The 25,033-nt window shown below is 68.0% G+C and carries 25 protein-coding genes and 1 pseudogene; 10 read left to right on the forward strand and 16 right to left on the reverse strand.

Features of this window, described 5'->3' with window-relative positions; translation table 11 throughout:
* From AC1DWT_RS18290 to AC1DWT_RS18305, 4 genes are read right to left on the reverse strand one after another with little or no spacing between them, the layout of a single operon-like run.
* Positions 1 to 972 carry a class I SAM-dependent methyltransferase gene (locus tag AC1DWT_RS18290; RefSeq protein ID WP_072937722.1) on the reverse strand — a complete coding sequence of 324 codons (972 nt, stop codon included), beginning with the start codon at positions 970 to 972 and terminating at the stop codon, positions 1 to 3.
* 55 nt (positions 973 to 1,027) lie between these two features.
* Positions 1,028 to 1,807 carry an enoyl-CoA hydratase/isomerase family protein gene (locus AC1DWT_RS18295; protein WP_072937721.1) on the reverse strand — a complete coding sequence of 260 codons (780 nt, stop codon included), beginning with the start codon at positions 1,805 to 1,807 and terminating at the stop codon, positions 1,028 to 1,030.
* 57 nt (positions 1,808 to 1,864) lie between these two features.
* Positions 1,865 to 2,707, reverse strand: coding sequence for an NUDIX hydrolase (locus tag AC1DWT_RS18300; RefSeq protein WP_072937720.1), 843 nt, complete (start codon positions 2,705 to 2,707; stop codon positions 1,865 to 1,867).
* Positions 2,708 to 2,759: 52 nt separating this feature from the next.
* A complete protein-coding gene (locus tag AC1DWT_RS18305; RefSeq protein ID WP_072937719.1) occupies positions 2,760 to 3,584 on the reverse strand; it encodes an ABC transporter ATP-binding protein in 825 nt (274 codons plus the stop codon).
* An 83-nt stretch (positions 3,585 to 3,667) separates the two neighbouring features.
* Between AC1DWT_RS18305 and glgX the strand changes: the two are divergent.
* Positions 3,668 to 5,587: pseudogene (gene glgX, locus AC1DWT_RS18310) on the forward strand (glycogen debranching protein GlgX); the annotation flags it as partial.
* A gap of 62 nt (positions 5,588 to 5,649) precedes the next feature.
* On the opposite strand, the gene yczE reads toward glgX, so the two are convergent.
* The 4 genes from yczE to ctaD all read right to left on the reverse strand — a co-directional run bounded on the left by yczE (position 5,650) and on the right by ctaD (position 10,325).
* The gene (gene yczE, locus AC1DWT_RS18315) at positions 5,650 to 6,351 is read right to left on the reverse strand and encodes a membrane protein YczE (protein ID WP_477921634.1); all 702 of its coding nucleotides are present in this window, start codon (positions 6,349 to 6,351) and stop codon (positions 5,650 to 5,652) included.
* Positions 6,352 to 6,433: 82 nt separating this feature from the next.
* Entirely contained in the window at positions 6,434 to 7,213 is a 780-nt protein-coding gene (locus AC1DWT_RS18320; protein WP_477921635.1) for an aminoacyl-tRNA hydrolase, read from the reverse strand.
* Positions 7,210 to 8,430 (reverse strand): phosphoserine phosphatase SerB, encoded by a 1,221-nt coding sequence (gene serB, locus AC1DWT_RS18325; protein WP_015890195.1) that lies wholly within the window; start codon positions 8,428 to 8,430, stop codon positions 7,210 to 7,212. The genes AC1DWT_RS18320 and serB overlap by 4 nt, the downstream gene beginning before the upstream one ends.
* A 104-nt stretch (positions 8,431 to 8,534) precedes the next feature.
* Positions 8,535 to 10,325, reverse strand: a complete 1,791-nt coding sequence (gene ctaD, locus AC1DWT_RS18330) for an aa3-type cytochrome oxidase subunit I (protein ID WP_083395559.1) — start codon at positions 10,323 to 10,325, stop codon at positions 8,535 to 8,537.
* 312 nt (positions 10,326 to 10,637) lie between these two features.
* Here ctaD and AC1DWT_RS18335 point away from each other — a divergent pair, with 312 nt between their 5' ends.
* From AC1DWT_RS18335 to AC1DWT_RS18345, 3 genes are read left to right on the forward strand one after another with little or no spacing between them, the layout of a single operon-like run.
* Positions 10,638 to 11,642, forward strand: coding sequence for an ABC transporter substrate-binding protein (locus tag AC1DWT_RS18335; RefSeq protein WP_477921638.1), 1,005 nt, complete (start codon positions 10,638 to 10,640; stop codon positions 11,640 to 11,642).
* Between the two features lie 35 nt (positions 11,643 to 11,677).
* Positions 11,678 to 12,745 (forward strand): iron-siderophore ABC transporter substrate-binding protein, encoded by a 1,068-nt coding sequence (locus AC1DWT_RS18340; protein WP_477921640.1) that lies wholly within the window; start codon positions 11,678 to 11,680, stop codon positions 12,743 to 12,745.
* Between the two features lie 8 nt (positions 12,746 to 12,753).
* A complete protein-coding gene (locus AC1DWT_RS18345; RefSeq protein WP_378677197.1) occupies positions 12,754 to 13,227 on the forward strand; it encodes an NUDIX hydrolase in 474 nt (157 codons plus the stop codon).
* A 74-nt stretch (positions 13,228 to 13,301) separates the two neighbouring features.
* On the opposite strand, the gene nrdF is transcribed toward AC1DWT_RS18345, so the two are convergent.
* From nrdF to AC1DWT_RS18365, 4 genes are all read right to left on the reverse strand, one after another.
* Positions 13,302 to 14,267, reverse strand: a complete 966-nt coding sequence (gene nrdF, locus AC1DWT_RS18350; protein ID WP_015890191.1) for a class 1b ribonucleoside-diphosphate reductase subunit beta — start codon at positions 14,265 to 14,267, stop codon at positions 13,302 to 13,304.
* A 77-nt stretch (positions 14,268 to 14,344) separates the two neighbouring features.
* On the reverse strand, positions 14,345 to 16,528 hold the full coding sequence (nrdE, locus tag AC1DWT_RS18355; RefSeq protein ID WP_378677194.1) for a class 1b ribonucleoside-diphosphate reductase subunit alpha: 2,184 nt from the start codon (positions 16,526 to 16,528) through the stop codon (positions 14,345 to 14,347).
* On the reverse strand, positions 16,486 to 16,959 hold the full coding sequence (gene nrdI, locus AC1DWT_RS18360) for a class Ib ribonucleoside-diphosphate reductase assembly flavoprotein NrdI (RefSeq protein WP_378677191.1): 474 nt from the start codon (positions 16,957 to 16,959) through the stop codon (positions 16,486 to 16,488). The genes nrdE and nrdI overlap by 43 nt, the downstream gene beginning before the upstream one ends.
* Before the next feature lie 88 nt (positions 16,960 to 17,047).
* On the reverse strand, positions 17,048 to 17,281 hold the full coding sequence (locus AC1DWT_RS18365) for a redoxin NrdH (RefSeq protein ID WP_005240286.1): 234 nt from the start codon (positions 17,279 to 17,281) through the stop codon (positions 17,048 to 17,050).
* A 572-nt stretch (positions 17,282 to 17,853) separates the two neighbouring features.
* On the opposite strand from AC1DWT_RS18365, the gene AC1DWT_RS18370 reads away from it, so the two are divergent.
* The gene (locus AC1DWT_RS18370) at positions 17,854 to 18,687 is read left to right on the forward strand and encodes a siderophore-interacting protein (RefSeq protein ID WP_477921643.1); all 834 of its coding nucleotides are present in this window, start codon (positions 17,854 to 17,856) and stop codon (positions 18,685 to 18,687) included.
* A 27-nt stretch (positions 18,688 to 18,714) separates the two neighbouring features.
* Here the strand turns inward: AC1DWT_RS18370 and AC1DWT_RS18375 are convergent, their stop codons facing one another.
* Positions 18,715 to 19,278, reverse strand: a complete 564-nt coding sequence (locus tag AC1DWT_RS18375; protein WP_072937710.1) for an NAD(P)H-dependent oxidoreductase — start codon at positions 19,276 to 19,278, stop codon at positions 18,715 to 18,717.
* A gap of 101 nt (positions 19,279 to 19,379) precedes the next feature.
* Between AC1DWT_RS18375 and AC1DWT_RS18380 the strand changes: the two genes are divergently transcribed.
* Positions 19,380 to 19,979: a TetR/AcrR family transcriptional regulator gene (locus tag AC1DWT_RS18380; RefSeq protein ID WP_095860810.1), complete on the forward strand. Its 600-nt coding sequence runs from the start codon at positions 19,380 to 19,382 to the stop codon at positions 19,977 to 19,979.
* A gap of 34 nt (positions 19,980 to 20,013) precedes the next feature.
* Positions 20,014 to 20,784 carry an META domain-containing protein gene (locus tag AC1DWT_RS18385; RefSeq protein ID WP_477921645.1) on the forward strand — a complete coding sequence of 257 codons (771 nt, stop codon included), beginning with the start codon at positions 20,014 to 20,016 and terminating at the stop codon, positions 20,782 to 20,784.
* Here AC1DWT_RS18385 and AC1DWT_RS18390 read toward each other — a convergent pair.
* Positions 20,781 to 21,332 carry a nucleosidase gene (locus AC1DWT_RS18390; RefSeq protein ID WP_072937707.1) on the reverse strand — a complete coding sequence of 184 codons (552 nt, stop codon included), beginning with the start codon at positions 21,330 to 21,332 and terminating at the stop codon, positions 20,781 to 20,783. The two genes, AC1DWT_RS18385 and AC1DWT_RS18390, sit on opposite strands and share 4 nt — an antisense overlap.
* A gap of 50 nt (positions 21,333 to 21,382) precedes the next feature.
* Between AC1DWT_RS18390 and nadE the strand changes: the two genes are divergently transcribed.
* Together nadE and AC1DWT_RS18400 are read left to right on the forward strand one after the other, a co-directional pair.
* Positions 21,383 to 22,222, forward strand: coding sequence for an ammonia-dependent NAD(+) synthetase (nadE, locus tag AC1DWT_RS18395; RefSeq protein WP_072937706.1), 840 nt, complete (start codon positions 21,383 to 21,385; stop codon positions 22,220 to 22,222).
* A gap of 4 nt (positions 22,223 to 22,226) precedes the next feature.
* On the forward strand, positions 22,227 to 23,000 hold the full coding sequence (locus AC1DWT_RS18400; protein ID WP_095860811.1) for an SDR family oxidoreductase: 774 nt from the start codon (positions 22,227 to 22,229) through the stop codon (positions 22,998 to 23,000).
* A 20-nt stretch (positions 23,001 to 23,020) separates the two neighbouring features.
* Here AC1DWT_RS18400 and AC1DWT_RS18405 read toward each other — a convergent pair whose 3' ends face one another.
* The gene (locus AC1DWT_RS18405; RefSeq protein ID WP_015890181.1) at positions 23,021 to 23,278 is read right to left on the reverse strand and encodes a MoaD/ThiS family protein; all 258 of its coding nucleotides are present in this window, start codon (positions 23,276 to 23,278) and stop codon (positions 23,021 to 23,023) included.
* A complete protein-coding gene (gene moaA, locus AC1DWT_RS18410) occupies positions 23,271 to 24,326 on the reverse strand; it encodes a GTP 3',8-cyclase MoaA (protein ID WP_095860812.1) in 1,056 nt (351 codons plus the stop codon). The genes AC1DWT_RS18405 and moaA overlap by 8 nt, the downstream gene beginning before the upstream one ends.
* 119 nt (positions 24,327 to 24,445) lie before the next feature.
* Between moaA and AC1DWT_RS18415 the strand changes: the two genes are divergently transcribed.
* Positions 24,446 to 25,033: molybdopterin molybdotransferase MoeA (locus AC1DWT_RS18415; RefSeq protein WP_477921649.1), on the forward strand; the 588-nt coding region annotated here is incomplete at its 3' end.

Consider the following 25,033-nt stretch of genomic DNA (forward strand, 5'->3'; position numbering starts at 1 on the left):
TCAGTTGCCGGGCTTCACGCCGGTGATCATGACGTTGTAGAAGAATCCACGCGGCACCACGTGCCGGAGAAGCTTCTCGTCGACCCAACTGAGTGTCTTCCATCCGGTGAACGCGAAACGTCCCCAGCCCCAGCCCAGCTTCTCCGGGGGCACCGCGGCCTCGAACGTGCGGACGGGCCACCCGAGCAGAGCGGCGGCGAATTCCTCGGTGGCCGCGTGAACCTGCTCGGCGCCTGCCGACTTCGCGATCTTCTCGAGGTCGCTCGGATCGAATGTGTGGAGGTCGACGACGGCCTCGAGCGCAGCCGCGCGCGAGGACTCGTCCAGTTCCGCCTGCGGGCGACGCCAGTCGGCGAGGAACGGCAACTTGGTGACCCGGGTGGTGACCTCCCACGTCGCGCGACCCAGCCAGCGGGCGTAGAAGTTGCCGATCGTGGTCGGCTCACCGGCGAACACGAAACGCCCGCCCGGCTTGAGGACGCGCAGAACCTCGCGCAGCGACTGCTCGACGTCCGGGATGTGGTGCAGGACCGCGTGTCCCACGACGAGGTCGAACGTGTCGTCCTCGTACGGGATGGTCTCGGCGTCGGCGACGCGGCCGTCGACGGACAGTCCGAGACCCTCGGCGTTGCGGAGCGCGACCTTCACCATGCCGGGCGACAGGTCGGTGACCGAACCGGTCTTCGCGACTCCGCCCTGCATCAGGTTGAGGAGGAAGAATCCGGTGCCGCAGCCCAGTTCGAGCGCCCGCTCGTAGGGCAGCGGCTGATCGCCCGCGACGGCGTCGAAACGTCCGCGCGCGTAGTCGATGCACCGCTCGTCGTACGAGATCGACCACTTCTCGTCGTACGTCTCGGCTTCCCAGTCGTGGTACAGCACCTGGGCCAGTTTGGTGTCCTTCAGCGCAGCCTGGACCTCTTCGGCGGTGGCATGCGGATGAGGAGCTGGGTCGTCATGGGCGCTTGCAGTCATGCGGCAAATCCTACTCGCTGGTAAGAGTGAACAGGTTCTAGTTTCGGGCTTCAGACTACTCGCCCGTGAACTGAGCCTTACCCGGGCCGTTCTCGATGAACGATTCCATCCCGATCTTGCGGTCCCGGGTGGCGAACAGCGCGGTGAACAGCTGACGCTCCACCGCCAGCCCGGTGCCCAGGTCGACGTCCAGCCCGCGGTCGACGGCCGCCTTGGCCGCGGCCAGTGCGCGGCCCGCCCCCTTCGTGAACTGCGACGCCCAGGTGCGTGCCGCCTCGTACACGTCGTCCGGCGCCACGACCTCGTCGACCAGACCGATCGCCAGGGCCTCCTCGGCGTCGACGAACCGGCCCGTGAACAGCAGATCCTTGGCCTTCGACGGTCCGATCAGCCGGGCGAGACGCTGGGTGCCACCGCCTCCGGGAATGATGCCGAGCAGGATCTCCGGCACGCCGAGCTTCGCGTTGTCGCCCACGATGCGCCGATCGGCCGACAGCGCAACCTCCAGGCCGCCGCCGAGCGCGTACCCCGTGATGGCGGCAACGGTGGGCTTCGGGATCTCGGAGACCGCCGCGAGGTCGGACTGCAGGTCGCCGATCACGTCGGCCATCTGCCCGAACGTCATCTCGGACATTTCCTTGACGTCCGCGCCCGCGGCGAAGACCTTCTCGCCGCCGTAGACGATGACGGCCTTCACGTCGGAATTGACGGTCGCCTCTCGCGCAGCCGCCCGCAACTCCTGCTGAACCTGACGGTTCAGAGCGTTCATCGGGGGGCGCGCGAGCCGGATCGTGCCGATGCCTTCGGATACCTCGAGGGTGACAAACTCAGCCATGAGGCAAAAGGCTACTTGTCTGCCTCCGACCCGGTTTCGCGGCCCGCCCCATCGCGATCAGCCGCGTGACGCCCACGGATGCGGACCGGCTTCGTAGTAGCCGTCCTGTCCCGGGAACTCGACGCGGAGCTGCTCCTCGCCGGTGATCAGCGTCGGCAGGATCACCGGGATCTCGGGCTCCGCGGCCAGCACGTCCGCGACCGACCCGAACGCGCTGAGCGCCGTGAGCTGACTCCACGTCGGCGGCAGCAGGATGCTTCCGCCGCCCTGCCAGTGCGCGAGCGCCGCGGCCGGACTCTGCCACTGCACCTCCTCGGCCTCGGACGTCGCGCCGTCCGCGATCTGGCCGTGCGGCGATGCGGCGACGAAGAAGCGCGTGTCGTAGCGGCGACCCTCGCCGACCGGGGTGATCCAGTTGGCCCAGGGCCGCAGCAGATCGGCCCGCAGGACGAGGTTCTCGCGTTTGAGGAAGTCGCTGAACGACAGTTCGCGTGTCTCGAGCTGCGTACGGGCCTGGGCGTACCGCGACGTGTCCGCCACGACCGTGTCCGCGCTCGGTCCCGCGAGGAGCACGCCACATTCCTCGAACGTCTCGCGCACCGCCGCGCACACGAGCGCCTTCGCGCGCGCCGCGTCGGTGGAGAACCGCCCGGCCCACCAGTCGACGGACGGTCCCGCCCAGTCGACCTCGGCCTCGGCGTCGGACGGGTCGACGCCGCCGCCGGGGAACACGGTCATTCCGCCGGCGAACGCCATCCCCTTCACCCGGCGGAGGAGGAACACCTCGATGCCGGACGCCGCGGCACCTGCCGCGGCGTCACGGATGAGAATGACGGTGGACGCGTCCTTGGGCGCCACGTCGGTACTGTCGCGGGGCGTCTGCTCTTGCTTCGAGACCATGCCTCGGAACCTACGCCGACGGGTGACGCGCGTCGCAGTCGGTCCCCGGTCCTCAGCCTCTCCGGTGCGCGCCGGGGACGCGGGTCCGCCGCGCGAAGAACCGGCCGTCCACCTTGTCCAGGCTGATGGACTGGCTGAACGCCTCGCTGAGGTTCTCGGCCGTGATGACCTGGTCCAAGAGCCCCTGCGAGACCACCGCCCCCTCCTTGAGGAGCATGGCGTGGGTGAATCCCGGCGGGATCTCCTCGACGTGGTGGGTGATGAGGACCGTCGCGGGGGCGTCGGGGTCGGCGGCGAGGTCGGTGAGGCGCGCGACCAGTTCCTCGCGCCCACCGAGGTCGAGACCGGCGGCGGGCTCGTCGAGCAGCAGCAGTTCCGGGTCGGTCATCAGCGCACGGGCGATGAGGACGCGCTTGCGCTCGCCCTCGGACAGCGTGCCGTAGGTGCGCTTGGCGAGGTGTTCGGCGCCGAGGCTCTCGAGCATCTCTACGGCACGATCGGTATCCATGTCGTCATAACGCTCACGCCACCGCCCGAGCACCGCGTAGCCGGCGGAGACGACGAGATCGCTCACGACCTCCTCGGACGGCACCCGGTTGGCGAGCGCCGAGGAGGACAGTCCGATCCGCGGCCGGAGTTCGTTGATGTCGACGCGGCCGAGCCGCTCACCGAGGAGGTAGGCGCTTCCGCTCGTGGGATGCAGTTCGGCGGCCGCGATGCGGAGCAACGACGTCTTCCCTGCCCCGTTCGGCCCGAGGACGACCCATCGTTCGTCGAGTTCCACCTTCCAGGTGACCGGGCCCACCAGAGTGTTGCCCCCGCGGCGGAGGAGAACGTCGTCGAATTCGATGAGGAGATCAGGATCAGGTTCATGCACGGACCCATCTTCCCGCACATCTTCCGGGCATTCACGGCAGGATCAGTTGCGTGTCGCCTCACATCGATCCGTACCCCGGCGAGATGTCGTCTCTCCCGCCGAGTCTGCGGCTGCCCGGGTCGCCGTTTCCCCTGGGAGCGAAAGTGCGTGGCACCGGAACGCAGTTCGCGGTTCACGCCCCCGACGCCGAACTGGTACAGGTGTGCCTGATTTCGGAGGAGGGCGACGAGACCCGGATCGACCTGGTCCAGCGGACGTACGGCATCTGGCACGGCGTCGTCGAGGGTGTCGGCGCGGGGCAGCGCTACGGCTACCGCGCGCACGGTCGCTGGGATCCCGCGTGCGGCGTGCGCCTCAACCCCGCCAAACTACTTCTGGATCCGTGGGCCACACGCATCACCGGCGAACTCGGCGACCACGAGGCGCTGCTCTCCCACGACGGCGACCCGTTCGGCGGCCCGTCGCTCATCGACAGCCTCGGCCACACACCACTGTCGGTGGTGACGGCCGATCACGCCCGCACGAGCGGACCGCGGATCGAAAGGCCGTGGGAGGAAACCGTTGTCTACGAACTCCACGTGGGGTCGTTCACGGCGCGGCACCCCGACGTGCCGCCGCGGTACCGCGGAACGTATCTGGGTCTCGCCGAACCGGCCGTCGTCGGTCATCTCGTGCGCCTCGGGGTGACCGCGGTCGAACTGCTCCCGGTGCAGGCGTACGTCTCCGAGGCCACCGTGCGCTCGCGGGGCATGCGCAACCACTGGGGATACTCCACCGCAGCGTTCTTCGCCCCCCACCCGGGGTACGCGGTCGTGCCCGGCGAGGAGATCACCGAGTTCCACACGATGGTCGACGCGCTGCACGCCGCGGGGATCGAGGTCGTCCTGGACGTGGTCTACAACCACACCTGCGAGCAGAGCGTCGACGGCATCAGCCTCAGCTGGCGCGGCCTCGACGCCCCCGGCTACTACCTTCTCGATACCGAGGGGCGCGACATCGATCTCACCGGTTGCGGGAACACGGTCGACGCGCAGTCGCCCGTCGTCGTCCGGATGATCGGCGACAGCCTGCGTTACTGGGCGCACGAGATGGGGGTCGACGGCTTCCGGTTCGACCTCGCGTCCGCGCTCGGCCGGCCCGGCGGCGGCCGATTCGATTCGCGCGCTTCGATCTTCTCCGCGATCACCGCGGATCCCGTTCTCACGCGCTGCAAACTGATCGCCGAACCGTGGGACGCCACGCCCGATGGATACCGGGTCGGGCAATTCGGCTCTCAGTGGTCCGAGTGGAACGACAAGTACCGCAATACCGTTCGACGGTTCTGGAACGGCGGCACCGGGGTGCGCGAACTCGCCTCCCGGGTGGCGGGCTCGGAGGACGTCTTCGGCACCCGGCGCCCCTGGGCCACCGTCAATTTCGTCACTGCCCACGACGGGTTCACCGCCGCCGACCTCGTGTCGTACACCCGCAAACGCAACGAAGCCAACGGCGAGGACAACCGGGACGGCGCCGATCACAACGACTCCGTCGACCACGGCGTCGAAGGCCCCACCGACGACCCGGCGGTCACCGGGGCGCGGTCCCGGCACGTCCGCGCGCTGCTGGCCACCCTCGCCCTGTCCACCGGCACACCGATGTTCACCGCGGGCGACGAATTCGGTCACACCCTGGGCGGCAACAACAACGCGTACTGCGTCCCCGAAGGCACCTCGCCTGAAGATTCCTGGCCGCTCGACTGGAGCGCCGGGGACCCGGCCCTTGTCGCGTTCGTCACCCGGGCCCTCGACCTCCGGCGCGCCTCCCCCGCCTTGCGTCAGCCGGAATTCTTCGAGGGCAGGCGCACACCCACCGGCCATCCCGACCTCGTGTGGTTCGGCGCGGACGGCGCCGAGATGGACGATTCGGCGTGGCACGACGACTCCCGGCGCACCCTGCAGGCGTGGATCGACGGTTCCGACATCCGCTCCCACACCGAGGACGGGCACCAGCTCACCGACGACAGCTGGCTTCTCGTCTTCCACTCGGGCGGGCCTGCCGCGATCACCCTGGGGTGTCCCGAATGGTTCTACGGGACGGTGCTCGCCGAGTTCGACTCGGCCTCACCGGACGGAGCACCGGCACCGGGCGGCCCGATCTCCGGCGACTCCACGGTCGCGGTGTCCGGTCCCGCACTGCTCGTCTTCCGCGCGGTCGGGTAGATGCCGCCGAAACGCATCATCAACTGGATGAGCGGGCCGATGCCCAGCGCGTAGACGACGGTGCCCACCCCGACGGTGCCGCCGAGCACCCAGCCGGTGGCCAGCACGGTCACCTCGATCGACGTGCGGATCACCCGCACCGACAGCCCGGTCCGCGCAACCAGGCCGGTCATGAGGCCGTCCCGCGGGCCCGGGCCCATTCCCGCACCGATGTACAGCACGGTGGCGAGCGCGTTGAGGACGACACCACCGAGCACCACCGCGATCCGCACGGCGAGGGAGTCGGCGGGTTCGAGCCATGCCAGCGACGTGTCCACCGACACCGCGATGACCACCACGTTGGCGACCGTGCCGAATCCCGGTTTCTGGCGGATCGGGACCCAGAGTGCGAGCACCAGAACGCCGGTCAACGCGGTCACGGCACCGAAGCTGAGGGGTGTGCGACCGGCAACGCCCTGATGGAACACGTCCCACGGATCGAGGCCGAGGCCGGCGGTGATCATCATGGCCATCGAGAAGCCGTACAGCCACAGTCCGGCGAACAGTGCGATCAGGCGTCGAGCGAGCATGACCACCAGTCTGTCGTGAACCCGGGCGGTACCCCATAGCCAGGACGGCGTTACTGGACTGTCGACGCGTCGGCCGCTGCTCTCAGGGGCAGGCGATCACGGTCATGGATCCGGGTGCCACCTCGGTGAAGCCGGCGTCGCGCACCGCGATCGCCCTGCCCCGCACCACCTCGATGGTCAGCGTCTCCCACAATCCGACGTCGGCGTCACGCACGGCGCAGCGGTAGCCGGTGGCCGCCCAGGCGCGGGCCTGTTCGGTGGTCATCGCGCCGGCGAGCAGCATCGAGGCGTGACCGACCTGCGCGGCGGCCTTTCCGACCGTCATGTCCAGGACGGAGTTGATCCACAGCACCGGAACGCCGTCGGGAATCTCCCCGGGGTCGTCGTGGTCGAGGTCGGTGCCGCCGATCTGCAGCTTTCTGATGCGCGGATCGAGCGCGCCCACGGCAACGGGCACGAGGGCGCGGGCCTGTGCACCGTCGACATCGACGGTGATCCCGTCGACCTCCTGTGCCGCCCGCCAGCCGGCTCCCCGGGCCCTCCGCGACACCTTGCGGATCCGGGACCCCACCCAAGCGAGGTAGTCCGCCTGCCACGGTCCGGGCGCGCCCGTCTCGTCGGCGCCGACTCGCGGGTCGAGGCACAACGCCACCGTCGCAGTCGCGGCTGCCTCCAGCAGCGCACTGCGCGGCGGAGGGTCGGCCTTCGGGATGTGCAGCACGATCGGCATGGCGAGGACCTGCGCCGGGTCGTCCGGATCCGGCCGGCCGCCGTATCCGGCCGCGAGGACGGCGTGACGCGCCGCCCACCCGGAATCGGCACCGGCCTCCCCGGTGACCGCGTCGCGGCACGATTCCGTCACGGCAGCGGGACGCGTCGCACCACGCCGTCCACCGCGTCGGCGGCCTCGACCTCGTCGCGGGTGACCCCGAGGATGAACAGCACGGCGTCGAGGAAGGGGTGCGACAGGGCGGTGTCCGCGACCTCCCGCAGCGCGGGCTTGGCGTTGAACGCGATTCCCAGGCCGGCCGCGTTGAGCATGTCGATGTCGTTGGCGCCGTCGCCGACCGCCACCGTCTGTTCCATCGGGACGCCGACCTGACCGGCGAACTTGCGCAGCGCGGTCGCCTTCGCCGCCCGGTCGACGATGTCGCCGATCACCCGGCCGGTGAGCTTGCCGTCTACGATCTCGAGCGTGTTGGCCTGCACGAAGTCGAGTTCCAGTTCGTGGGCCAGGCCCTCGATGACCTGCCGGAAACCGCCGGACACCACACCGCAGTGGAAGCCGAGCCTGCGGAGCGTCCGGATGGTGGTGCGGGCGCCCGGTGTCAGCTCGAGACCGTCCGCGACGTCGTCGATCACCGACGCGTCGAGGCCGGCGAGGGTCGCGACCCGCTGGTGCAGGGATTCGGTGAAGTCGATCTCCCCGCGCATCGCCGACTCGGTGACGGCGCGCACCTCGTCCTCGACACCGGCACGGGCGGCGAGCATCTCGATGACCTCACCCTGGACGAGCGTCGAGTCGACGTCGAACACGATGAGCCGCTTGGCGCGACGGGCCAGGCCCCCGCGTTCGACCGCGATGTCGACGTTCTCCCGCACGGCCACCTCGGCCAGCACGGTGCGCAGGCTCTTGTCCGCCTCCGCCGTGCCGGGAGCGCTCACGAGGAGTTCGAGGCCCGTCACCGGGTAGTCGGCGACTCCGCGGATCGAGTCGATGTTGACCCCGAGGGTCGCCATCTCCCGGGCCACCGAACGCAGCGCGCGAGCCGACACGGGGCTGCCCAGGACGACCACGGCGTGCGTGGACAGCGACTGCCTGCCCGGATCCGCACCGATCTCGACGTCCACCGACATCCCGACGGTGGCCATCGCCTCCTCGAGTTCCTCCTGCAGCGCCTCGCCGTTCTCGGGGCACGCCACGAGGACGCCGAGGGTCAGTCGCCCACGAATCACCACCTGCTCCACGTCGAGAAGGCTCACGTCGTGTCGGGAGAGCGACCCGAAGAGCACCGACGTGACGCCGGGTCGGTCGGGGCCCGTCACGGTCACCAGGACAGTGGTGTCAGCTGCACCCACCGATGTACTCCGATCATGTTGCTCGCGCGGCTTGTCCGGCACCCATTGTGCCAAGTCAAAGGCCCCGCCCGTTGCTGGGGCGGGGCCTTTCTCAAACTGATGTGTCAGCGGCCGGTGTCGGTGCCGGGGTCGCCTTCGTCGCCGATGGTCAGCGGCTCGTGGCGTTCCTTCTCGAGCACGGTGCTGGCGTGCTTGCCACCGTGGCCCGGTCCGACGTGCGCCTCGGCCTTCATCCGCTCGACCATGTGCGGGTAGTGCAGCTCGAACGCGGGGCGCTCGGAGCGGATGCGCGGCAGCTCGGTGAAGTTGTGCCGCGGCGGCGGGCAGCTGGTGGCCCACTCGAGGGAGTTGCCGTAACCCCACGGGTCGTCGACAGTGACGACCTCGCCGTATCGGTAGCTCTTGAAGACGTTCCAGATGAACGGCAGCGTCGAGGCACCGAGGACGAACGCGAAGATCGTCGAGAACGAGTTGAGGAACGTGAAGCCGTCCGAGGGCAGGTAGTCGGCGTAGCGACGGGGCATGCCTTCGTTACCCAGCCAGTGCTGGACGAGGAACGTGCCGTGGAAGCCGATGAACGTGGTCCAGAAGTGCCACTTGCCGAGACGCTCGTCCATCATGCGACCGGTCATCTTCGGGAACCAGAAGTAGATGCCCGCGTAGGTGGCGAACACGACGGTGCCGAAGACCACGTAGTGGAAGTGGGCGACCACGAAGTAGGTGTCCGTGACGTGGAAGTCCAGCGGCGGGCTCGCGAGGATGACGCCCGACAGACCACCGAAGAGGAACGTGATGAGGAAGCCGATCGAGAACAGCATCGGCGACTCGAACGTCAACTGGCCCTTCCACATGGTGCCGATCCAGTTGAAGATCTTCACACCCGTCGGGACGGCGATCAGGAACGTCATGAACGAAAAGTACGGGAGCAGCACGGCGCCGGTGGCGTACATGTGGTGAGCCCACACCGCGATGGAGAGCGCGGCGATCGCCAGCGTCGCGTAGACCAGGCCGCTGTAACCGAACACGGGCTTACGGCTGAAGACGGGGAAGATCTCCGAGACGATTCCGAAGAACGGCAGCGCGATGATGTACACCTCGGGGTGACCGAAGAACCAGAACAGGTGCTGCCACAGCAGCACACCACCCGTGGCCGGGTCGAAGATGTGGCCACCGAGGTGACGGTCGACGAACAGACCCATGAACGCGGCGGTCAGCAGCGGGAACGCCAGCAGAATCAGAATGCTGGTGATGAAGATGTTCCACGTGAAGATCGGCATCCGGAACATCGTCATGCCGGGGGCACGCAGGCAGATGACGGTGGTGATCATGTTGACACCACCGAGGATGGTGCCGAGGCCGGCGACCGCGAGGCCCATGACCCAGAGGTCGGCGCCGACGCCCGGGGAGTGCAGCGCACTCGTCAGGGGCGTGTAGGCGGTCCAGCCGAAGTCGGCGGCACCACCGGGGGTGATGAAGCCCGCGGTCGTGATGATCGCGCCGAACACGTACAGCCAGTAGCTGAACGCGTTGAGTCGCGGGAACGCCACGTCGGGGGCGCCGATCTGCAGCGGCAGGATGTAGTTGGCGAACCCGAACACGATCGGCGTCGCGTACAGCAGCAGCATGATCGTGCCGTGCATGGTGAACAGCTGGTTGAACTGCTCGTTCGACAAGAACTGCATACCGGGCACAGCGAGCTCGGCGCGCATCATCAGGGCCATGAGACCACCGATGAGGAAGAACGCGATCGAGGTCGTCAAGTACATGATTCCGAGCACCTTGGGGTCGGTGGTCGTAATCATTTTGAAGATGAACGAGCCCTTGGGTCCCTGCCGCGGCGGGTAAGGCCTGGCTGCAGCTATCGCGGGGACTGGCTGGGGCGCTACGGCAGTCACTGATCCTCCTGAATGCGCGTCCGACCCCGGGCTGCGAGGCGAACGGTCTCTGGCTTGCGCTCATCGAATCGTAGACCGTGCCCTCTGCGGCCTCCGACTGGGTCCTACCCACTGTCGTACTTACCCGGACTCAGAGCAAACCGGGGCGCGGGCGACCTGCGGTTTGTTCCATCGGGGAGCACCGGGGAGTGCTCACTGTCACGCAGTCCGGCGTGTCGCGTGGGGACGGTCGAGGCGGTCCCGCGGAGGCTCCGGCACGCCGGAACCGGGCTGTTAAGGTTTCGCTCACCTAACTTCTATCAGGAGCTCCATGTGAACGTTCTCTCCCGCCGCCGGGTAGTCGCCGGCGCGGTCGCGCTGGCCGCGGCAGCCACCCTCTCGATCACGTCCTGCTCCAGCAGCGACGACTCCGCCGCCGCCGGCACCACGTCGTCGCCCGGGCAGTTCCCCCGCACCGTCGACCACTTCCGCGGCAGCACCGAGATCCCGGCCGCACCGCAGCGCATCGTGGCACTCGACAACAGCTTCACCGACGCCGTCCTCCTCCTCGAGGCGCCCCTGGTCGGGTACGTCGACTACCGCGAGCCCGGCCTCCCCGACTACCTCGGCACCACCCGCGACGAGTACGCGGCGGACGCGAAGTCGGTGGGCAAGGTCAGCAGCGCGAGCCTCGAGCAGATCGCCGCGCTGCAACCCGACCTGATCATCTCCGCCGAGGTGCGCGACGGAAAGAACTACGAGCAACTGTCGGCGATCGCGCCGACCATCTTCACCGAGACGACCGGGCCCACGTGGAAGGACAACATCCGGCTCGTCGGAAAGGCGCTCGGCAAGGAAGAACTCGCGGAGCAGAAGATCGGTGCCTACGAGGAGCGGGCCGCCTCGGTCGGCGCGGAGATCAACGGCACGGCGTCGAATCCGGTGATCTCGGTCGTCCGGTTCGCGGGCGAGCCGACGGCACGCCTCTACCGCACCACCTCGTTCAGCGGGATCGTTCTCGCGGACGCCGGGCTGGCACGTCCGCAGAGCCAGGGCCCCGATCCGGCCGACCCGGACAACATCATGCAGGCCGTCAGCCCCGAACTGATCAGTGAGGCGGAGGCCGACGTCATCATCGTCAGCACCTGGCAGGACCCGGCAGGCAAGAGCGCCGAAGCGGCGAAGCCGTTCCTGGAGAGCCCGCTGTGGCAGACGCTGAAGGGACGCAAGGTCGACGTCGACGACGCCCGCTGGATGACGCCGGTCAGCGTCCAGGGCGCGCACCTGATCCTCGACGACCTGTCGGACACGTTCGGGGTGGACAAGCACAGCGGCTAACCTGAACGCGCCCGCACACACAGGAAGTCGCCGAATTGTCCCCTCGTAGGTTTTCCGCCCGCCGCGCGTCCACCGGTCTGGTCGCTGCCGTCGCCGCGCTCGCGCTGGCCGGCTGCTCTCAACCGTCCGACGACGATCCCGCAGCGTCCATCGTCCGGACCACCACGCAGATCGCCGGAGCCGGCGTGGTCGGCATCGAGCGGGACACCACGACGGCCTGCGCCGAGCGGGCCCCGGTCGACGCCGCACTCGCGGCCGGCTCGACGCACCGGGTGGTCCACACGAAGGGCGAGAGCGACGTCCCGTCCGATCCGCAGCGGATCGTGGTCCTCGACAGCGCCGCGCTGGACGCGGTGTGCGCCCTCGGCCTGTGGGAGAACGTGGTCGGCGCGGCAACCCTCGACGGCGAGTCGCCGCAGCCCGGCTACCTCGGCACCGGCGTCTCCGAGATTCCGAGCGTCGGATCCGTGGACGCCCCGGACGTGAACAGGATCGCGCAGGCGGACCCGGACCTGATCCTCGGATCGAGTCCGGCGTCCGACCAGCTGTACGGCACGCTCTCCCCCATCGCGCCCACCGTGTTCGTCGGCTCCGACCCCGTGTACTGGAAAGCGCAGTTCCTCCTCGCCGGCAACGCGATGGGCCGGGCCGACGCAGCGACCGCGGCACTCGAGCAGTACCAGCAGGGCGCGAAGCAACTCGGCATCGACATCGATGCCGCGCAGACACAGGCGTCCGTCGTGCGTTTCGACGCCGACAGCATGGAGGTCGAGGGCCCGGCCACGTTCGCGGGCCAGGTCCTCACCGACGCCGGGGTGCGGCGGCCCGCCTATCAGAACCTCGACGGCGTCGTCACCGAACCGATCTCCGAAGCCGACATCGACCAGGCCGAGGGCGACCTCATCTACGCCGTCCTGGACGGCAAGGACGGCACCGCGCACGCGGAGGACGTCATGTCCGGGGAGGCCTGGGAAGACCTCGAGGCCGCCCGCGACAAACGGGTCTTCGCCGTCGAGGGTGACGTGTGGGGCGGAAACGGCGTCGTCGCCGCGCGCGCAATGCTCACCGACCTGCGGAACACGCTGAACGGCTACGTCGGCTAGGAGGCTCGATGCCCGTGCCCGAGTTCGTCACCGCCCTGCGCGGCCACGTCGGCACCGCACCGCTGTGGCTGTCCGGGGTGAGCGTCGTGGTGCGCGACGACGACGGACGGGTGCTGCTGACCCGGCGCGTCGACAACGGCAAGTGGGCGGTCGTGTCCGGCATCCTCGAACCCGGGGAGGAACCGGGACCGGCCGCGCTCCGGGAGATCCGCGAGGAAACCGGTGTCGACGCCGAACTGGTCCGGATCACGAGCGTCGACGTCACCGACCCGGTCACCTACCCCAACGGCGACGTCGCGCAGTATCTCGACGTGTGCTTCCTCGCCCGGTACGTCGGCGGCGAGGCCGCCGTGTCGGACGACGAGAACCACGACGTGGCCTGGTTCTCCCCCGACTCGCTGCCGGACGACCTCACCCCGTCGTCGCGGCTGCGCCTCGACAAGGCAGTGCAGGACGTCCCCGAGGCGTGGTTCCGCCGCTGAACGCAATTCGCCCGATGCCGCACCGGTGCAGCAGAACCGAACCGGTGTGACATCGGGCGACGCGAAAGTTCGTTCTAGAAATCCCAGTCTTCGTCTTCGGTGTTGACGGCCTTGCCGATGACGTAGGAGCTGCCCGAGCCGGAGAAGAAGTCGTGGTTCTCGTCGGCGTTGGGCGAGAGTGCCGACAGGATCGCCGGGTTGACGTCCGTCTCGTCCTTCGGGAACAGACCCTCGTAGCCGAGGTTCATCAGCGCCTTGTTGGCGTTGTACCGCAGGAACTTCTTGACGTCCTCGGTGAGGCCCACCTCGTCGTAGAGGTCCTGGGTGTAGTCGACCTCGTTGTCGTAGAGCTCGAAGAGCAACTCGAACGTGTAGTTCTTGAGGTCGTCGCGCTCGGCCTCGGTGAGCTGCTCGAGACCCTTCTGGTACTTGTAGCCGATGTAGTACCCGTGCACGGCCTCGTCACGGATGATGAGGCGGATGAGGTCGGCGGTGTTGGTGAGCTTCGCCCGCGACGACCAGTACATCGGCAGGTAGAAGCCGGAGTAGAACAGGAAGCTCTCGAGCAGGGTGGACGCCACCTTGCGCTTGAGCGGTTCGTCGCCCTGGTAGTAGTCCATGACGATCTCGGCCTTGCGCTGCAGGTTCGGGTTCTCCTCGGACCAGCGGAAGGCGTCGTCGATGTCGCGGGTGGAGCACAGCGTCGAGAAGATCGAGCTGTAGCTCTTCGCGTGCACCGACTCCATGAACGCGATGTTGGTGTACACCGCCTCTTCGTGCGGCGTGATGGCGTCGGGGATGAGGCTGACGGCTCCCACGGTGCCCTGAATGGTGTCGAGGAGCGTCAGCCCCGTGAACACCCGCATCGTGAGCTGCTTCTCCTGCGCCGTGAGCGTGCCCCACGACGGGATGTCGTTGGACACCGGCACCTTTTCGGGCAGCCAGAAGTTGCCGACGAGACGGTCCCACACCTCGGCGTCCTTCTCGTCCTGGACGCGGTTCCAGTTGATCGCGGATACGCGACTCACCAGCTTGACCATTGATTCCTCACTTCGTTCGGCTGTGAGTACTTGTTAACCGCCGGCGGTTAACAAGTACTCACGGGCGGCGGAGCCGCCTACAGCATGCAGGAGACGCAGTTTTCCACCTCGGTACCCTCCAGAGCCATCTGACGCAGCCGGATGTAGTACAGCGTCTTGATGCCCTTGCGCCACGCGTAGATCTGCGCCTTGTTGATGTCGCGGGTGGTGGCGGTGTCCTTGAAGAACAGCGTCAGCGACAGCCCCTGGTCGACGTGCTGCGTCGCGGCGGCGTAGGTGTCGACGATCTTCTCGTACCCGATCTCGTAGGCATCCTGGTAGTACTCCAGGTTGTCGTTGGTCAGGTACGGCGCCGGGTAGTAGACGCGGCCGATCTTGCCTTCCTTGCGGATCTCGATCTTCGACGCCACCGGGTGGATGGAACTGGTGGAGTAGTTGATGTACGAGATCGACCCGGTCGGCGGGACGGCCTGCAGGTTCTGGTTGTAGATGCCGTGCTTCTGCACGGACGCCTTCAGCTCCCGCCAGTCGTCCTGCGTCGGGATGTGCACACCGGACTCGGCGAACAGCTGCCGCACCCGCTCCGTCTTCGGTTCCCACACCTGGTCGGTGTACTTGTCGAAGTACTCGCCCGACGCGTACGTGGACTGCGGGAAGCCCTTGAAATGGGTGCCCCGCTCGATTGCGATCCGGTTGGACGCCTGCACCGCGTGGAACACGACGGTGTAGAAGTAGATGTTCGTGAAATCGACACCCTCTTCGGAGCCGTAGAAGATCCGCTCCCGCGCCAGGTACCCGTGCAGGTTCATCTGGCCGAGGCCGATGGCGTGAGAGTCGTTGTTGCCCTGCTCGATCGACGGCACCGAGTAGATGTGCGTCTGGTCGGACACCGCAGTGAGAGCGCGGATCGACACCTCGATGGTGCGTGCGAAGTCCGGCGAGTCCATGGCCTTCGCGATGTTCAGCGACCCGAGGTTGCAGGAGATGTCCTTGCCGACCTCGCTGTACGAGAGGTCGTCGTTGAACAGCGACGGCGTCGAGACCTGCAGGATCTCCGAGCACAGGTTGGAGTGGGTGATCTTGCCCTCGATGGGGTTGGCCCGGTTCACCGTGTCCTCGAACATGATGTACGGGTAGCCCGACTCGAACTGCAGCTCGGCGATGGTCTGGAAGAACTCGCGTGCCTTGATCTTCGACTTGCGGATCCGCTTGTCGTCGACCATCTCGTAGTACTTCTCGGTGACGTTGACGTCCGCGAACGGCACACCGTAGATGCGCTCGACGTCGTACGGCGAGAAGAGGTACATGTCCTCGTTCTTCTTCGCCAGCTCGAACGTGATGTCGGGGATCACGACGCCCAGCGACAGCGTCTTGATGCGGATCTTCTCGTCCGCGTTCTCGCGCTTGGTGTCGAGGAAGCGGTAGATGTCCGGGTGGTGCGCGTGCAGGTACACCGCGCCCGCGCCCTGACGCGCACCGAGCTGGTTGGCGTACGAGAAGGAGTCCTCGAGCAGCTTCATGATCGGGATCACGCCGGAGCTCTGGTTCTCGATCTTCTTGATCGGGGCACCGTGCTCACGAACGTTGCTGAGCAGCAACGCAACTCCGCCGCCGCGCTTGGACAGCTGCAGGGCCGAGTTGATGGAGCGGCCGATCGACTCCATGTTGTCCTCGATGCGCAGCAGGAAGCAGGACACGGGCTCGCCGCGCTGCTTCTTGCCGGAGTTGAGGAACGTGGGGGTGGCGGGCTGGAACCGGCCGGCGATGATCTCGTCGACGAGCTTGGTCGCCAGGTCCTCGTCGCCTGCGGCGAGCGTGAGCGCGACCATGCAGACACGGTCCTCGAACCGCTCCAGGTAACGCTTGCCGTCGAACGTCTTCAGCGTGTACGAGGTGTAGTACTTGAACGCGCCCAGGAACGTCGGGAAGCGGAACTTCTTCGAGTAGGCGTGCTCGATCAGCGACTTCACGAACGCGCGCGAGTACTGGTCGAGGACCTCGGGCTCGTAGTAGTTCTCCTCCACGAGGTAGTCGAGCTTCTCGTCCAGGTTGTGGAAGAAGACGGTGTTCTGATTGACGTGCTGCAGGAAGTACTGCCGGGCCGCCGCGACGTCCTTGTCGAACTGGATCTCGCCGTTGGGCCCGTACAGGTTGAGCATCGCGTTGAGTGCGTGGTAATCGAGACCGTTCGTCGAGTCTCCACCGCGCGCGTCGCGCTCTACGCTCCCCGCGTCGATGGTGTCTGTGATGGTCGGCGCCACTTCTCGTGCTCCTCGTCTAAGTGATCCCAGAATTCACCCAGACCGGCCCTGACCCGCTCGACGTCCTCGGCTGTGCCCATGAGTTCGAAGCGGTAGAGGTAGGGAACGTGGCATTTCTGAGAAATGATGTTTCCTGCAAAGCAATAGGATTCACCGAAATTGGTGTTTCCCGCCGCGATCACTGCTCGGATCAGCGACCTGTTGTGCGTGTTGTTGAGAAATCGGATGACCGGCTTCGGGACGTAGCTGGTGTCGCGGCCCATGGCCGTCGTCCCCCCGCCGTAGGTCGGGAGGATCAGCACATAGGGTTCGTGCACCTCGAAGGTGCCCTCGCGGTCATGAATGGGTATGCGCGTCGCAGGCAGCCCGAGCCGCTGGACGAATCGGTGCGTGTTCTCCGAGGCGCTGGAGAAGTACACCAGCGATGTCATCGGTTTCCACCATCTGGACTAGTACTACCGTTTACTGCCGCCCGGGAATCGGTTCGTTCTCCGCCTCGGGCGGTGCGATCGCTTCGCTTCAAGCAGCGTTTGCCGAGAGGGTCTTGATGCGGTCGGGGCGGAAGCCCGACCAGTGCTCGTCACCGGCCACGATCACAGGCGCCTGCAGGTATCCCAGTGCCATGACGTAGTCCCGGGCTTCGGGGTCTTCGGTGATGTCGACGACGGAGTATTCGATACCCGCCTTGTCGAGGGCCCGGTAGGTGGCATTGCACTGAACGCAAGCGGGCTTGGTGTAGACGGTGATGCTCATGAAGTCCCTCTTTCCACTGCCGAATGGAGCTGACGAAGTGTGTGTTCAGCGCACTGAGACTTCCCCGGATCGAGATGGCGGTGACCCCCGATGGAGATGCTCACCGAGTCGGTTCTCGTTGTGGTCTCTCAGTGCTCAAGACACTACACCTAGTGGCCGACAGAAACACTTAACCCGAGATGTTGTGAGTCACATTGATGAAATTCCCTGGTCGTCATCCCGCGGACCATAAATTTCGTGCTCGCTCCGGCGTGTCGCACATCACATTTTCGGCGTGACGCGGAACACCCCTCGCATCGCGCTCGTGCACTGGAGGCTTCGGGAGCTTACGTCACCTCCGAGGACACGCCCGCATCGGCGGCGCGGGCTCCCGCACAGCGCCGTCCGGACCGGCCGGACACCACTTCCGCCGCACGATGCCGGTCCTTCCGGGACCCGGCCCCCGCCGCACCCCACACCCCCTCTCCCTCCTGCCGCGGCCGGGCGCACCGGGCGTCGTACCCGGCCACCGCTCCCACGCTTGCCGGCCGGTAACTGCAGGCCCCGACTCCCCCTCCCGGTACCGTGAGCGAATGTCCGACGACCCCCTGGACGACCTCGTCTGGTCGGCGCCCGTAGCGCGCACGAGGCGCGTGACGCCGAACATGCAGCGGATCACCCTCGCGGGCGGCGATCTGAGTCGATTCGAATCCAGCGGGACGCCCGACGAGCGCCTGCTCCTCGCGTTCCCGCCGGACGGCGCGGAGAAGCGCAGTTACACCGTGCGCCGCTGGGACCGGGACGCCTTGGAGATGGACATCGACTTCGCCGTCCATGCGGGTGGGACCGCGGCGCACTGGGCCGCGAGCGCGCGCCCCGGCGAGATGCTCGGGTTCTCCACCGCCTCGGGGTGGTACGCGCCGCCCGCCGACGCCGAATGGCAGCTTCTCGTCGCCGACATGACGGCACTGCCCGCCGTCGGACGGATCCTGGAGGAACTACCCGGTTCGGCGCGGGTGCACGTGATCGCGGAGGTCACCACCCCGGCGGACCGGCAGCAGTTCACGACAGACGCCGCGCTGACCGTGACATGGCTGGACGGAAGCGGCAACGGCGCCGGGGACAGCCTGCTGGCCGAAGCGGCCCGCGACCGGCCGCTTCCGGATTCGCCGGGATACGTGTGGTTCGCGGGCGAGGCGAAGGTGTCGCGGATGGTGCGACGCTGGTTGCGCCACGACCTGGGCTGGCCCGCGGACCGCTACGACGTCATCGGCTATTGGCGCGACAACAAAGAGGAGTGGGTCGCGCGGTACGAGACGGTGCGCGAACAGATAGAAGCCGCCAGGGACTATGCCCTGGCGGCCGGTGAAGACTTCGACGCGGTGCGGGACGCCGTCGACGCAGCCCTGGATCGGACCGGGCTGTAACGACGACGGCGTTCCGCGTACGGATCGTCAGGCGTCGACGAGTTCCTTCGTGGCGTCGACCAGGCTGGCGACGACGCCCGCGACCTGCTGCGCGACCTCGGCGTTCTCGCGCGGGTGCCGGTCACCGAACTTGTCGATGGTGCCGCCGATGGCGAGGGTGACGTCTTCGAGGACCTTGCCGCCTGCGATGCGGACGGCCTTGCGGGTGTCCTCGTGCGCCCACTGCGCGCCGTTGCCGCTGGGCGAGGCGCTGATGACGGCGACGGGCTTGTCCTTGACGGCGCCGGTGCCGTACGGCCGGGAGATCCAGTCGATGGCGTTCTTGAGGACGGCCGGGATGGTGCCGTTGTACTCGGGCGTGAGCAGCAGGAGGGCGTCGGCGCGGCCTGCGGCGTCGCGCAGCGCCTCGACGGCGGGGATGGAACCGGCGACGTCGATGTCCTCGTTGTAGAAGGGGACCTCACCGAGTCCGTCGAACACGATCACCTCGGCACCCTCGGGTGCCACGGCGACCGCGGTCTCGGCGAGCTGACGGTTGACCGAGGCGGCGCGGAGGCTGCCGACGAGAACGAGAACGTTGGTCTGTGACATGTCAATAATCCTTCGATGGTGCGTAGGGCGACTCGTGAACATGTATAGCAACTAAACGGACCGCGGTCCACTTATGTTCCCGTCGCGGTAGGATGCGGAGTGTGACCAGCCCCCTCCTGCCCCAGATCGGGGTCGATCCCCCGGAACGCGGAGACGCCGCACGTAACCGGCGTCTTCTGCTCGATGCGGCCGCGCTGCTGGTCGCCCAGCGTGGTGTCGACGCCGTCACGATGGACGCCGTCGCCTGCAAGGCCGGTGTGGGCAAGGGCACAGTGTTCCGCCGGTTCGGCAGCCGGTCGGGACTCATGCACGCACTCCTCGACCACACCGAACGAGAACTCCAGCAGTCCTTCATGTTCGGTCCGCCGCCCCTCGGGCCTGGCGCCGACCCGATCGACCGGCTGATCGCCTTCGGGCACGCCCGCATCGCGATCGTCGAAGTGCAGGGCGAGGTCCAGCGCGCGGCCGAGAACTCTCTCGAGTTCCGTTTCGCCGCTCCCGCGCGGGCGGTGTCCGTGCGCCATGTCGTCTCCCTCCTCCGCGCGGCCGGCGTGCAAGGCGATCACGAACTGCTCGCCTGTTCGCTGCTCGCCCCCCTGGAGGCCACACTCGTACTGCACGAACTGCGCGACCTCGGGATGTCCGTCGAACGGCTCGGCGACGCCTGGGAGGACCTGATCCGGCGCGTCACCCGATGTTGATCCCGGATCCGGACATTTTGTCTAACCTCGGGGAATGCGCACCACCGCCGCCGTTCTCGGCCTCCTGACGTTCGCCTCGCTCACCGCCTGCGGCGGGGATGCGCAGCCCAAGGCCCCCGACCCGACCGGCCGCACGTTCGTCTCCACCTCCGTCGAGGGCGACCCCATTCCCGGCGGTGGGCCGCTCGTGCTCGGGTTCACCGACCCCGGGCGGCTGTCCGTCGACGCCGGATGCAATCAGGGCAGCGCCGACGTCGACCTGTCCGACGGGAAGATCGTGACGGGACCGCTCGCCATGACGCTGATGGCGTGCCCCGGCGAGGCGGCAGGCGCCGACCCCTGGGTGGCGGCCCTGCTGGACGCGCAACCGAACTGGACCCTCGGCGGCGACACGCTCACCCTCACCACGCCCACCGCTTCGGTGACGCTCACGGACGAGAAGGTCGCCCGGCCGGACCGGCCCGTCGTCGGGACCACGTGGACGGTGACCGCGCTGATCAGCCCGGACGCCGTCACCACGACAGCGGCGCTGGAGCGGACCGCACCGCAGTTGCTGATCGCAGCCGACGGTTCGGCGTCCGGTTTCACCGGCTGCAACCGAATGACCGGGACCGCGGACGTGCAGCAGAGTTCGATCACGTTCGGGTCGTGGGCCACCACCCGAATGGCGTGTCCGCCGGACGAGACGGAGGTGGAGCGCGCCGTCCTCGCGGCACTGACCGGGGAGACGGGATACAGCGTCCATTCGGATTCGATGCGCGTGGTCAACGCGGACGGCACCGGGCTGGAACTACGCGCGAGCTAGAGAGCGGTGAGCCAGCGCCCGAGTTCGCGGGCGCTCGCATCGATCCGGGCGGGCCAGTCCAGTGCCGAGTCGTCCGCCGTGTCGCTGACGTGCTTGACGAGCCGGCACCGGGCGCCGGCGCGGGCGCTGGCATACGCGACGGCGAAACCCTCCATGTCGACGAGGTCGGCTCTGCGGGCGAGTTCGTCGCGCACGCCGGCGTCGGACACGAACAGATCTCCGGTCGCGAGCACGGACCCGTCGCCGTCGGGCAGGGCCAAAAGATCGCCCACGTCGTGCCCGAGCGCCCGGATGGCGTCGCCGCTGATGTCGTGATTCAGGACGGTCGACGGCGTGAACAGCCCGCTGTGATGCTCGTGGAGCGCCCCCGCGGTGCCGATGTTGACGACGAGCGGTTTGCCGGTTCGCGGGTAGTCGGCGAGCGCGGACGCCACGGCCACGGCGGCGCTCACCTTGCCGATCCCGGTGATCAGGACCTCGAACTCGGACGGGACGTGCACCGCCTCCGCCTTGGTCGCGCTGACCACCAGAACGTCCGATCTACTCATGCGCGGAACCGTACCCTGCGCCCGTCAGGGGCACTCGCTAGAGTTCTGTCATGGCGAATCTACGTGCGCAGATCCTCGAGGAACTCGGTGCCCGGCCCACCATCGACGCGGCCGGCGAGATCCGCAAACGTGTTCAGTTCCTGAAGGACTACCTGCTGTCGACCCCGGCCAAGGGTTTCGTCCTGGGTATCAGCGGCGGTCAGGACAGCACCCTCACCGGGCGCCTCGCCCAGCTCGCGGCGAGCGAACTGCGCGAGGAGGGCCACGACGCCGAGTTCGTGGCCGTGCGGCTGCCCTACGGCACGCAGGCCGACGAATCCGACGCGCAGATCTCCCTCGACTTCATCAAGCCCGACCGGTCGGTGGTCGTCAACGTCAAGCCCGGCGCGGACGCGACCGCGAAGGAGTCCTCCGATGCCCTGCGCGACATCATCGGCGACGGCGGCGAACTCCGCGACTTCGTCCGCGGCAACATCAAGGCCCGCGAGCGCATGGTGATCCAGTATTCGATCGCCGGTCAGCTCGGGTATCTCGTCGTCGGCACCGACCATGCCGCCGAGGCGATCACCGGTTTCTTCACCAAGTTCGGCGACGGCGGCGTGGACGTCACTCCCCTGACGGGGTTGTCCAAGCGTCAGGGTGCCGCGCTGCTCCGCGAACTCGGCGCACCCGAGAGCACGTGGAAGAAGGTTCCCACCGCCGACCTCGAGGACGACCGTCCCGCGCTTCCCGACGAGGAGGCGCTGGGCCTGACGTACGCGCAGATCGACGACTACCTCGAGGGCAAGGACGTCCCGGACGCCGTGGCCGAGAAGCTCGAGGCGATGTTCCGCAGCACCCGGCACAAGCGCACGGTCCCGGTGACCCCGCTCGACACGTGGTGGCGGTGACCCGGTGGTCCAGGCGCTGGTCGCGGGCGGTACCGGCACTGCAGGCCGGCAGGTGGTCAAGGAGTTCCTCGCCCGCGGTCATTCCGTCCGGGTCCTGACCCGGCACGGCGGGGCGCCCGGTAGCGAGATCGCGCATTTCCACGGCGATCTCGTCACCGGCGACGGCCTCGACGAGGCGCTCGACGGTGTCGACGTCGTGGTGGACACCACCGACGGCAAGACCAAGGGCACCCGGGCGGTGCTGGAGAAGGGCGCCGAGAACCTGCTCGCCACCGCGGACGGCGCGGGCGTCGGACGCGCCGTCCTCCTCTCCATCGTCAACGTCGACCAGGCCGAACTCGCCTATTACCAGGCGAAGCGCACCCAGGAGCGGGTCTACGAGAGTGCCGCGATGGAGACGGCGATCGTGCGGGCAACCCAGTTCCACGACTTCATTCCCATGATCGCGAAGCCGGCGAGCCGGGCGGGGCTGATCCCGGCGTTCTCGAAGACGAGCTTTCAGACCATCGACACGAGGGACGTGGCGACCGCCCTGGTCGACGCCGCCCTGGCCGCCGACGCGCCGAAGGGGACGATCACCATCGGCGGCCCGGAGGTGCGCACCGCCCGCGATCTGACGACGGCGTGGAAGAAGGCCACCGGGACGCACGGGTTCGTCGTGAACGTGCCGCTTCCCGGCGCGCTGGGGCAGTTCCTGCGAAACGGATCGAACCTGGTGCCCGACAACCGGTTCGGAACGATCACCTTCGACCGGTGGCTGGCCGAGTCCATCCACTGAACGGCCCGGCGGACAGCGGACTAGCCGCCGGCGAACGGTGGCAACACGTCCACCTGGGCGCCGGCGGTGCGCGTCAGATCGCGGGTCAACTCGGAGTCCACCAGGAAGGCGGAGACCGAGAGCACCTGCTGCATGTCGGGACCGTACTTGGCGAGGAGAAGGTCCTTCACCTGGCCGAGATCCGCGGTGGCCGGGAGGTCGAGGGTCTCCTTCGTGCAGCCCGCCGCGTCGGCGGCGGCCGCGAAGTACCGAACCGAAATGCCTGTCACATCAACCACCGATTGCTCCCATGCTGCGTTGCGGCGGGGCGAAGCCCGCCGCGTTGATCCCGTGGCCTGCCCACTTGTTCCACATCGCGCCGCGCCACAACTGCGCCAGGTCTTCGTCGCCCGCACCCGACCGCAGCGCCGACCGCAGATCGACCTCCTGGTCGCTGAACAGGCACGAACGTACCGTTCCCTCGGCGGTGAGGCGGGTGCGGTCGCAGTCGGAGCAGAACGACCGGGTTACGGACGCGATGATTCCGACCGTGCCCGGTCCGCCGTCGACGAGCCACTCCTCGGCGGGCGCCGACGGGTCTTCCCTCCCGTGTTCGGTGAGCGTGAACCGCTCGCCGAGGACGGCCAGCAACCGGTCGGCGGTGACCATGTTGTCGCGTGCCCACTCGTGATCGGCGTCGAGCGGCATCTCCTCGATGAACCGCAGCGTGACGCCCTCGTGCAGGCACCATTCCAGGAGATCGGCCGCTCCGCTGAGCGTTTCGGGCATCAGCACCGCATTGATCTTCATCGGCGCCAGTCCGGCTCGGGCGGCGGCGCGGATACCGGCCATCACCGACGGCAGACGGTCGCGCCTGGTCAGTCTCGCGAAGTGCTCACGATCGACCGAATCGAGGGAGACGTTGACCCGTGTCAGCCCGGCGCGGGCGAGCCCGGCCGCGCGGTGCTCGAGACCGACCGCGTTGGTGGTCATCGCGAGCGGAATCCCCGGCACCCGCTCGGCGCATCCGGCGATCATCCGCTCGAGATCCACCCGCATCAGCGGTTCGCCGCCGGTGAACCGGACCTCGCGGACACCGAGCCGGTGGACGGCGATGTCGACGAGCCTGACGATCTCGTCTGCGGTGAGGAGATTCTGCGCCGGAATGGCGGGCAGGCCCTCCTCGGGCATGCAGTACGTGCAGCGCAGCGAACACTTCTCGGTGATCGACACCCGCAGATCCCGCGCGACGCGGCCGAACCGGTCGACCAGCTGGTCGACGTCCGGTCTGCCGTCGAGCGAGACCGACGACCGGACGGTCGGGATCCCCATCTCCACCGTCGTCATCGAGTCGCCTTTCGCTGCATCTGTCCAGTATGCCGCGCGGGGGTGAGCGTTGTCCGATGCGGTGCGCGTCACTCCGCCGGGAGGTGCCTAGGATTGGTGATCATGGCCGGAGGAATATCGTGACCGCACGCTCTGTGGAGCAGCACGCCCAGCACGTCGCCGAACTCCTCGCGCCGTTGCACGGGCGCCCGCCCGAGGAGATCCCGCTGGGCGAGGCACTCGGGCGCGCCCTGGCCGCCGACGTCCGCTCCCCCGTCGACCTGCCGTTGTTCCGGAATTCGCAGATGGACGGATACGCGGTCGACGCCGCCTCCGTCACGTCCATCCCGGCGGTGCTGCCGGTCCGGGGCGTGATCGCCGCGGGACCGGCAGGCACCACCGTCCACACTCCCGGGACCGCCTACCGGATCATGACCGGTGCGCCGATCCCCGAAGGCGCCGACGCGATCGTCCCGGTCGAGGACACCGAGGCCGCGGACGGACAGGTCCGCATCGAACGCTCGCGCACCGCCGGTGAGTTCGTGCGCGAGCGCGGCAGCGACGTCCGGGAGGGCATGCTCCTGCTGCCCGCGGGCAGTGTGCTCGCCGCCCGGCACATCGCCGTCCTCGCCGCCGTCGGCTTGCAGCGCGTCCCCGTGCGCCCGCGCCCGCGCATCGCCGTGATCACCACGGGAGCCGAACTGGTGGACGCCGGAACGACGCTGCAC

It is taken from the genome of Rhodococcus sp. P4_B6, assembly GCF_056402215.1.

Coding starts and splice junctions, on each gene's coding strand:
- moaA (WP_095860812.1), bottom strand. CDS start 24,326: ATGACGACGGTGGAGATGGGGATCCCGACCGTCCGGTCGTCGGTCTCG.
- nrdF (WP_015890191.1), bottom strand. CDS start 14,267: ATGGTCAAGCTGGTGAGTCGCGTATCCGCGATCAACTGGAACCGCGTC.
- AC1DWT_RS18375 (WP_072937710.1), bottom strand. CDS start 19,278: ATGTCACAGACCAACGTTCTCGTTCTCGTCGGCAGCCTCCGCGCCGCC.
- AC1DWT_RS18370 (WP_477921643.1), top strand. CDS start 17,854: ATGTCCGACGACCCCCTGGACGACCTCGTCTGGTCGGCGCCCGTAGCG.
- yczE (WP_477921634.1), bottom strand. CDS start 6,351: ATGCTCGCTCGACGCCTGATCGCACTGTTCGCCGGACTGTGGCTGTAC.
- AC1DWT_RS18345 (WP_378677197.1), top strand. CDS start 12,754: ATGCCCGTGCCCGAGTTCGTCACCGCCCTGCGCGGCCACGTCGGCACC.
- AC1DWT_RS18295 (WP_072937721.1), bottom strand. CDS start 1,807: ATGGCTGAGTTTGTCACCCTCGAGGTATCCGAAGGCATCGGCACGATC.
- AC1DWT_RS18385 (WP_477921645.1), top strand. CDS start 20,014: ATGCGCACCACCGCCGCCGTTCTCGGCCTCCTGACGTTCGCCTCGCTC.
- AC1DWT_RS18300 (WP_072937720.1), bottom strand. CDS start 2,707: ATGGTCTCGAAGCAAGAGCAGACGCCCCGCGACAGTACCGACGTGGCG.
- nadE (WP_072937706.1), top strand. CDS start 21,383: ATGGCGAATCTACGTGCGCAGATCCTCGAGGAACTCGGTGCCCGGCCC.
- AC1DWT_RS18390 (WP_072937707.1), bottom strand. CDS start 21,332: ATGAGTAGATCGGACGTTCTGGTGGTCAGCGCGACCAAGGCGGAGGCG.
- AC1DWT_RS18290 (WP_072937722.1), bottom strand. CDS start 972: ATGACTGCAAGCGCCCATGACGACCCAGCTCCTCATCCGCATGCCACC.
- AC1DWT_RS18365 (WP_005240286.1), bottom strand. CDS start 17,281: ATGAGCATCACCGTCTACACCAAGCCCGCTTGCGTTCAGTGCAATGCC.
- nrdI (WP_378677191.1), bottom strand. CDS start 16,959: ATGACATCGCTGGTGTACTTCTCCAGCGCCTCGGAGAACACGCACCGA.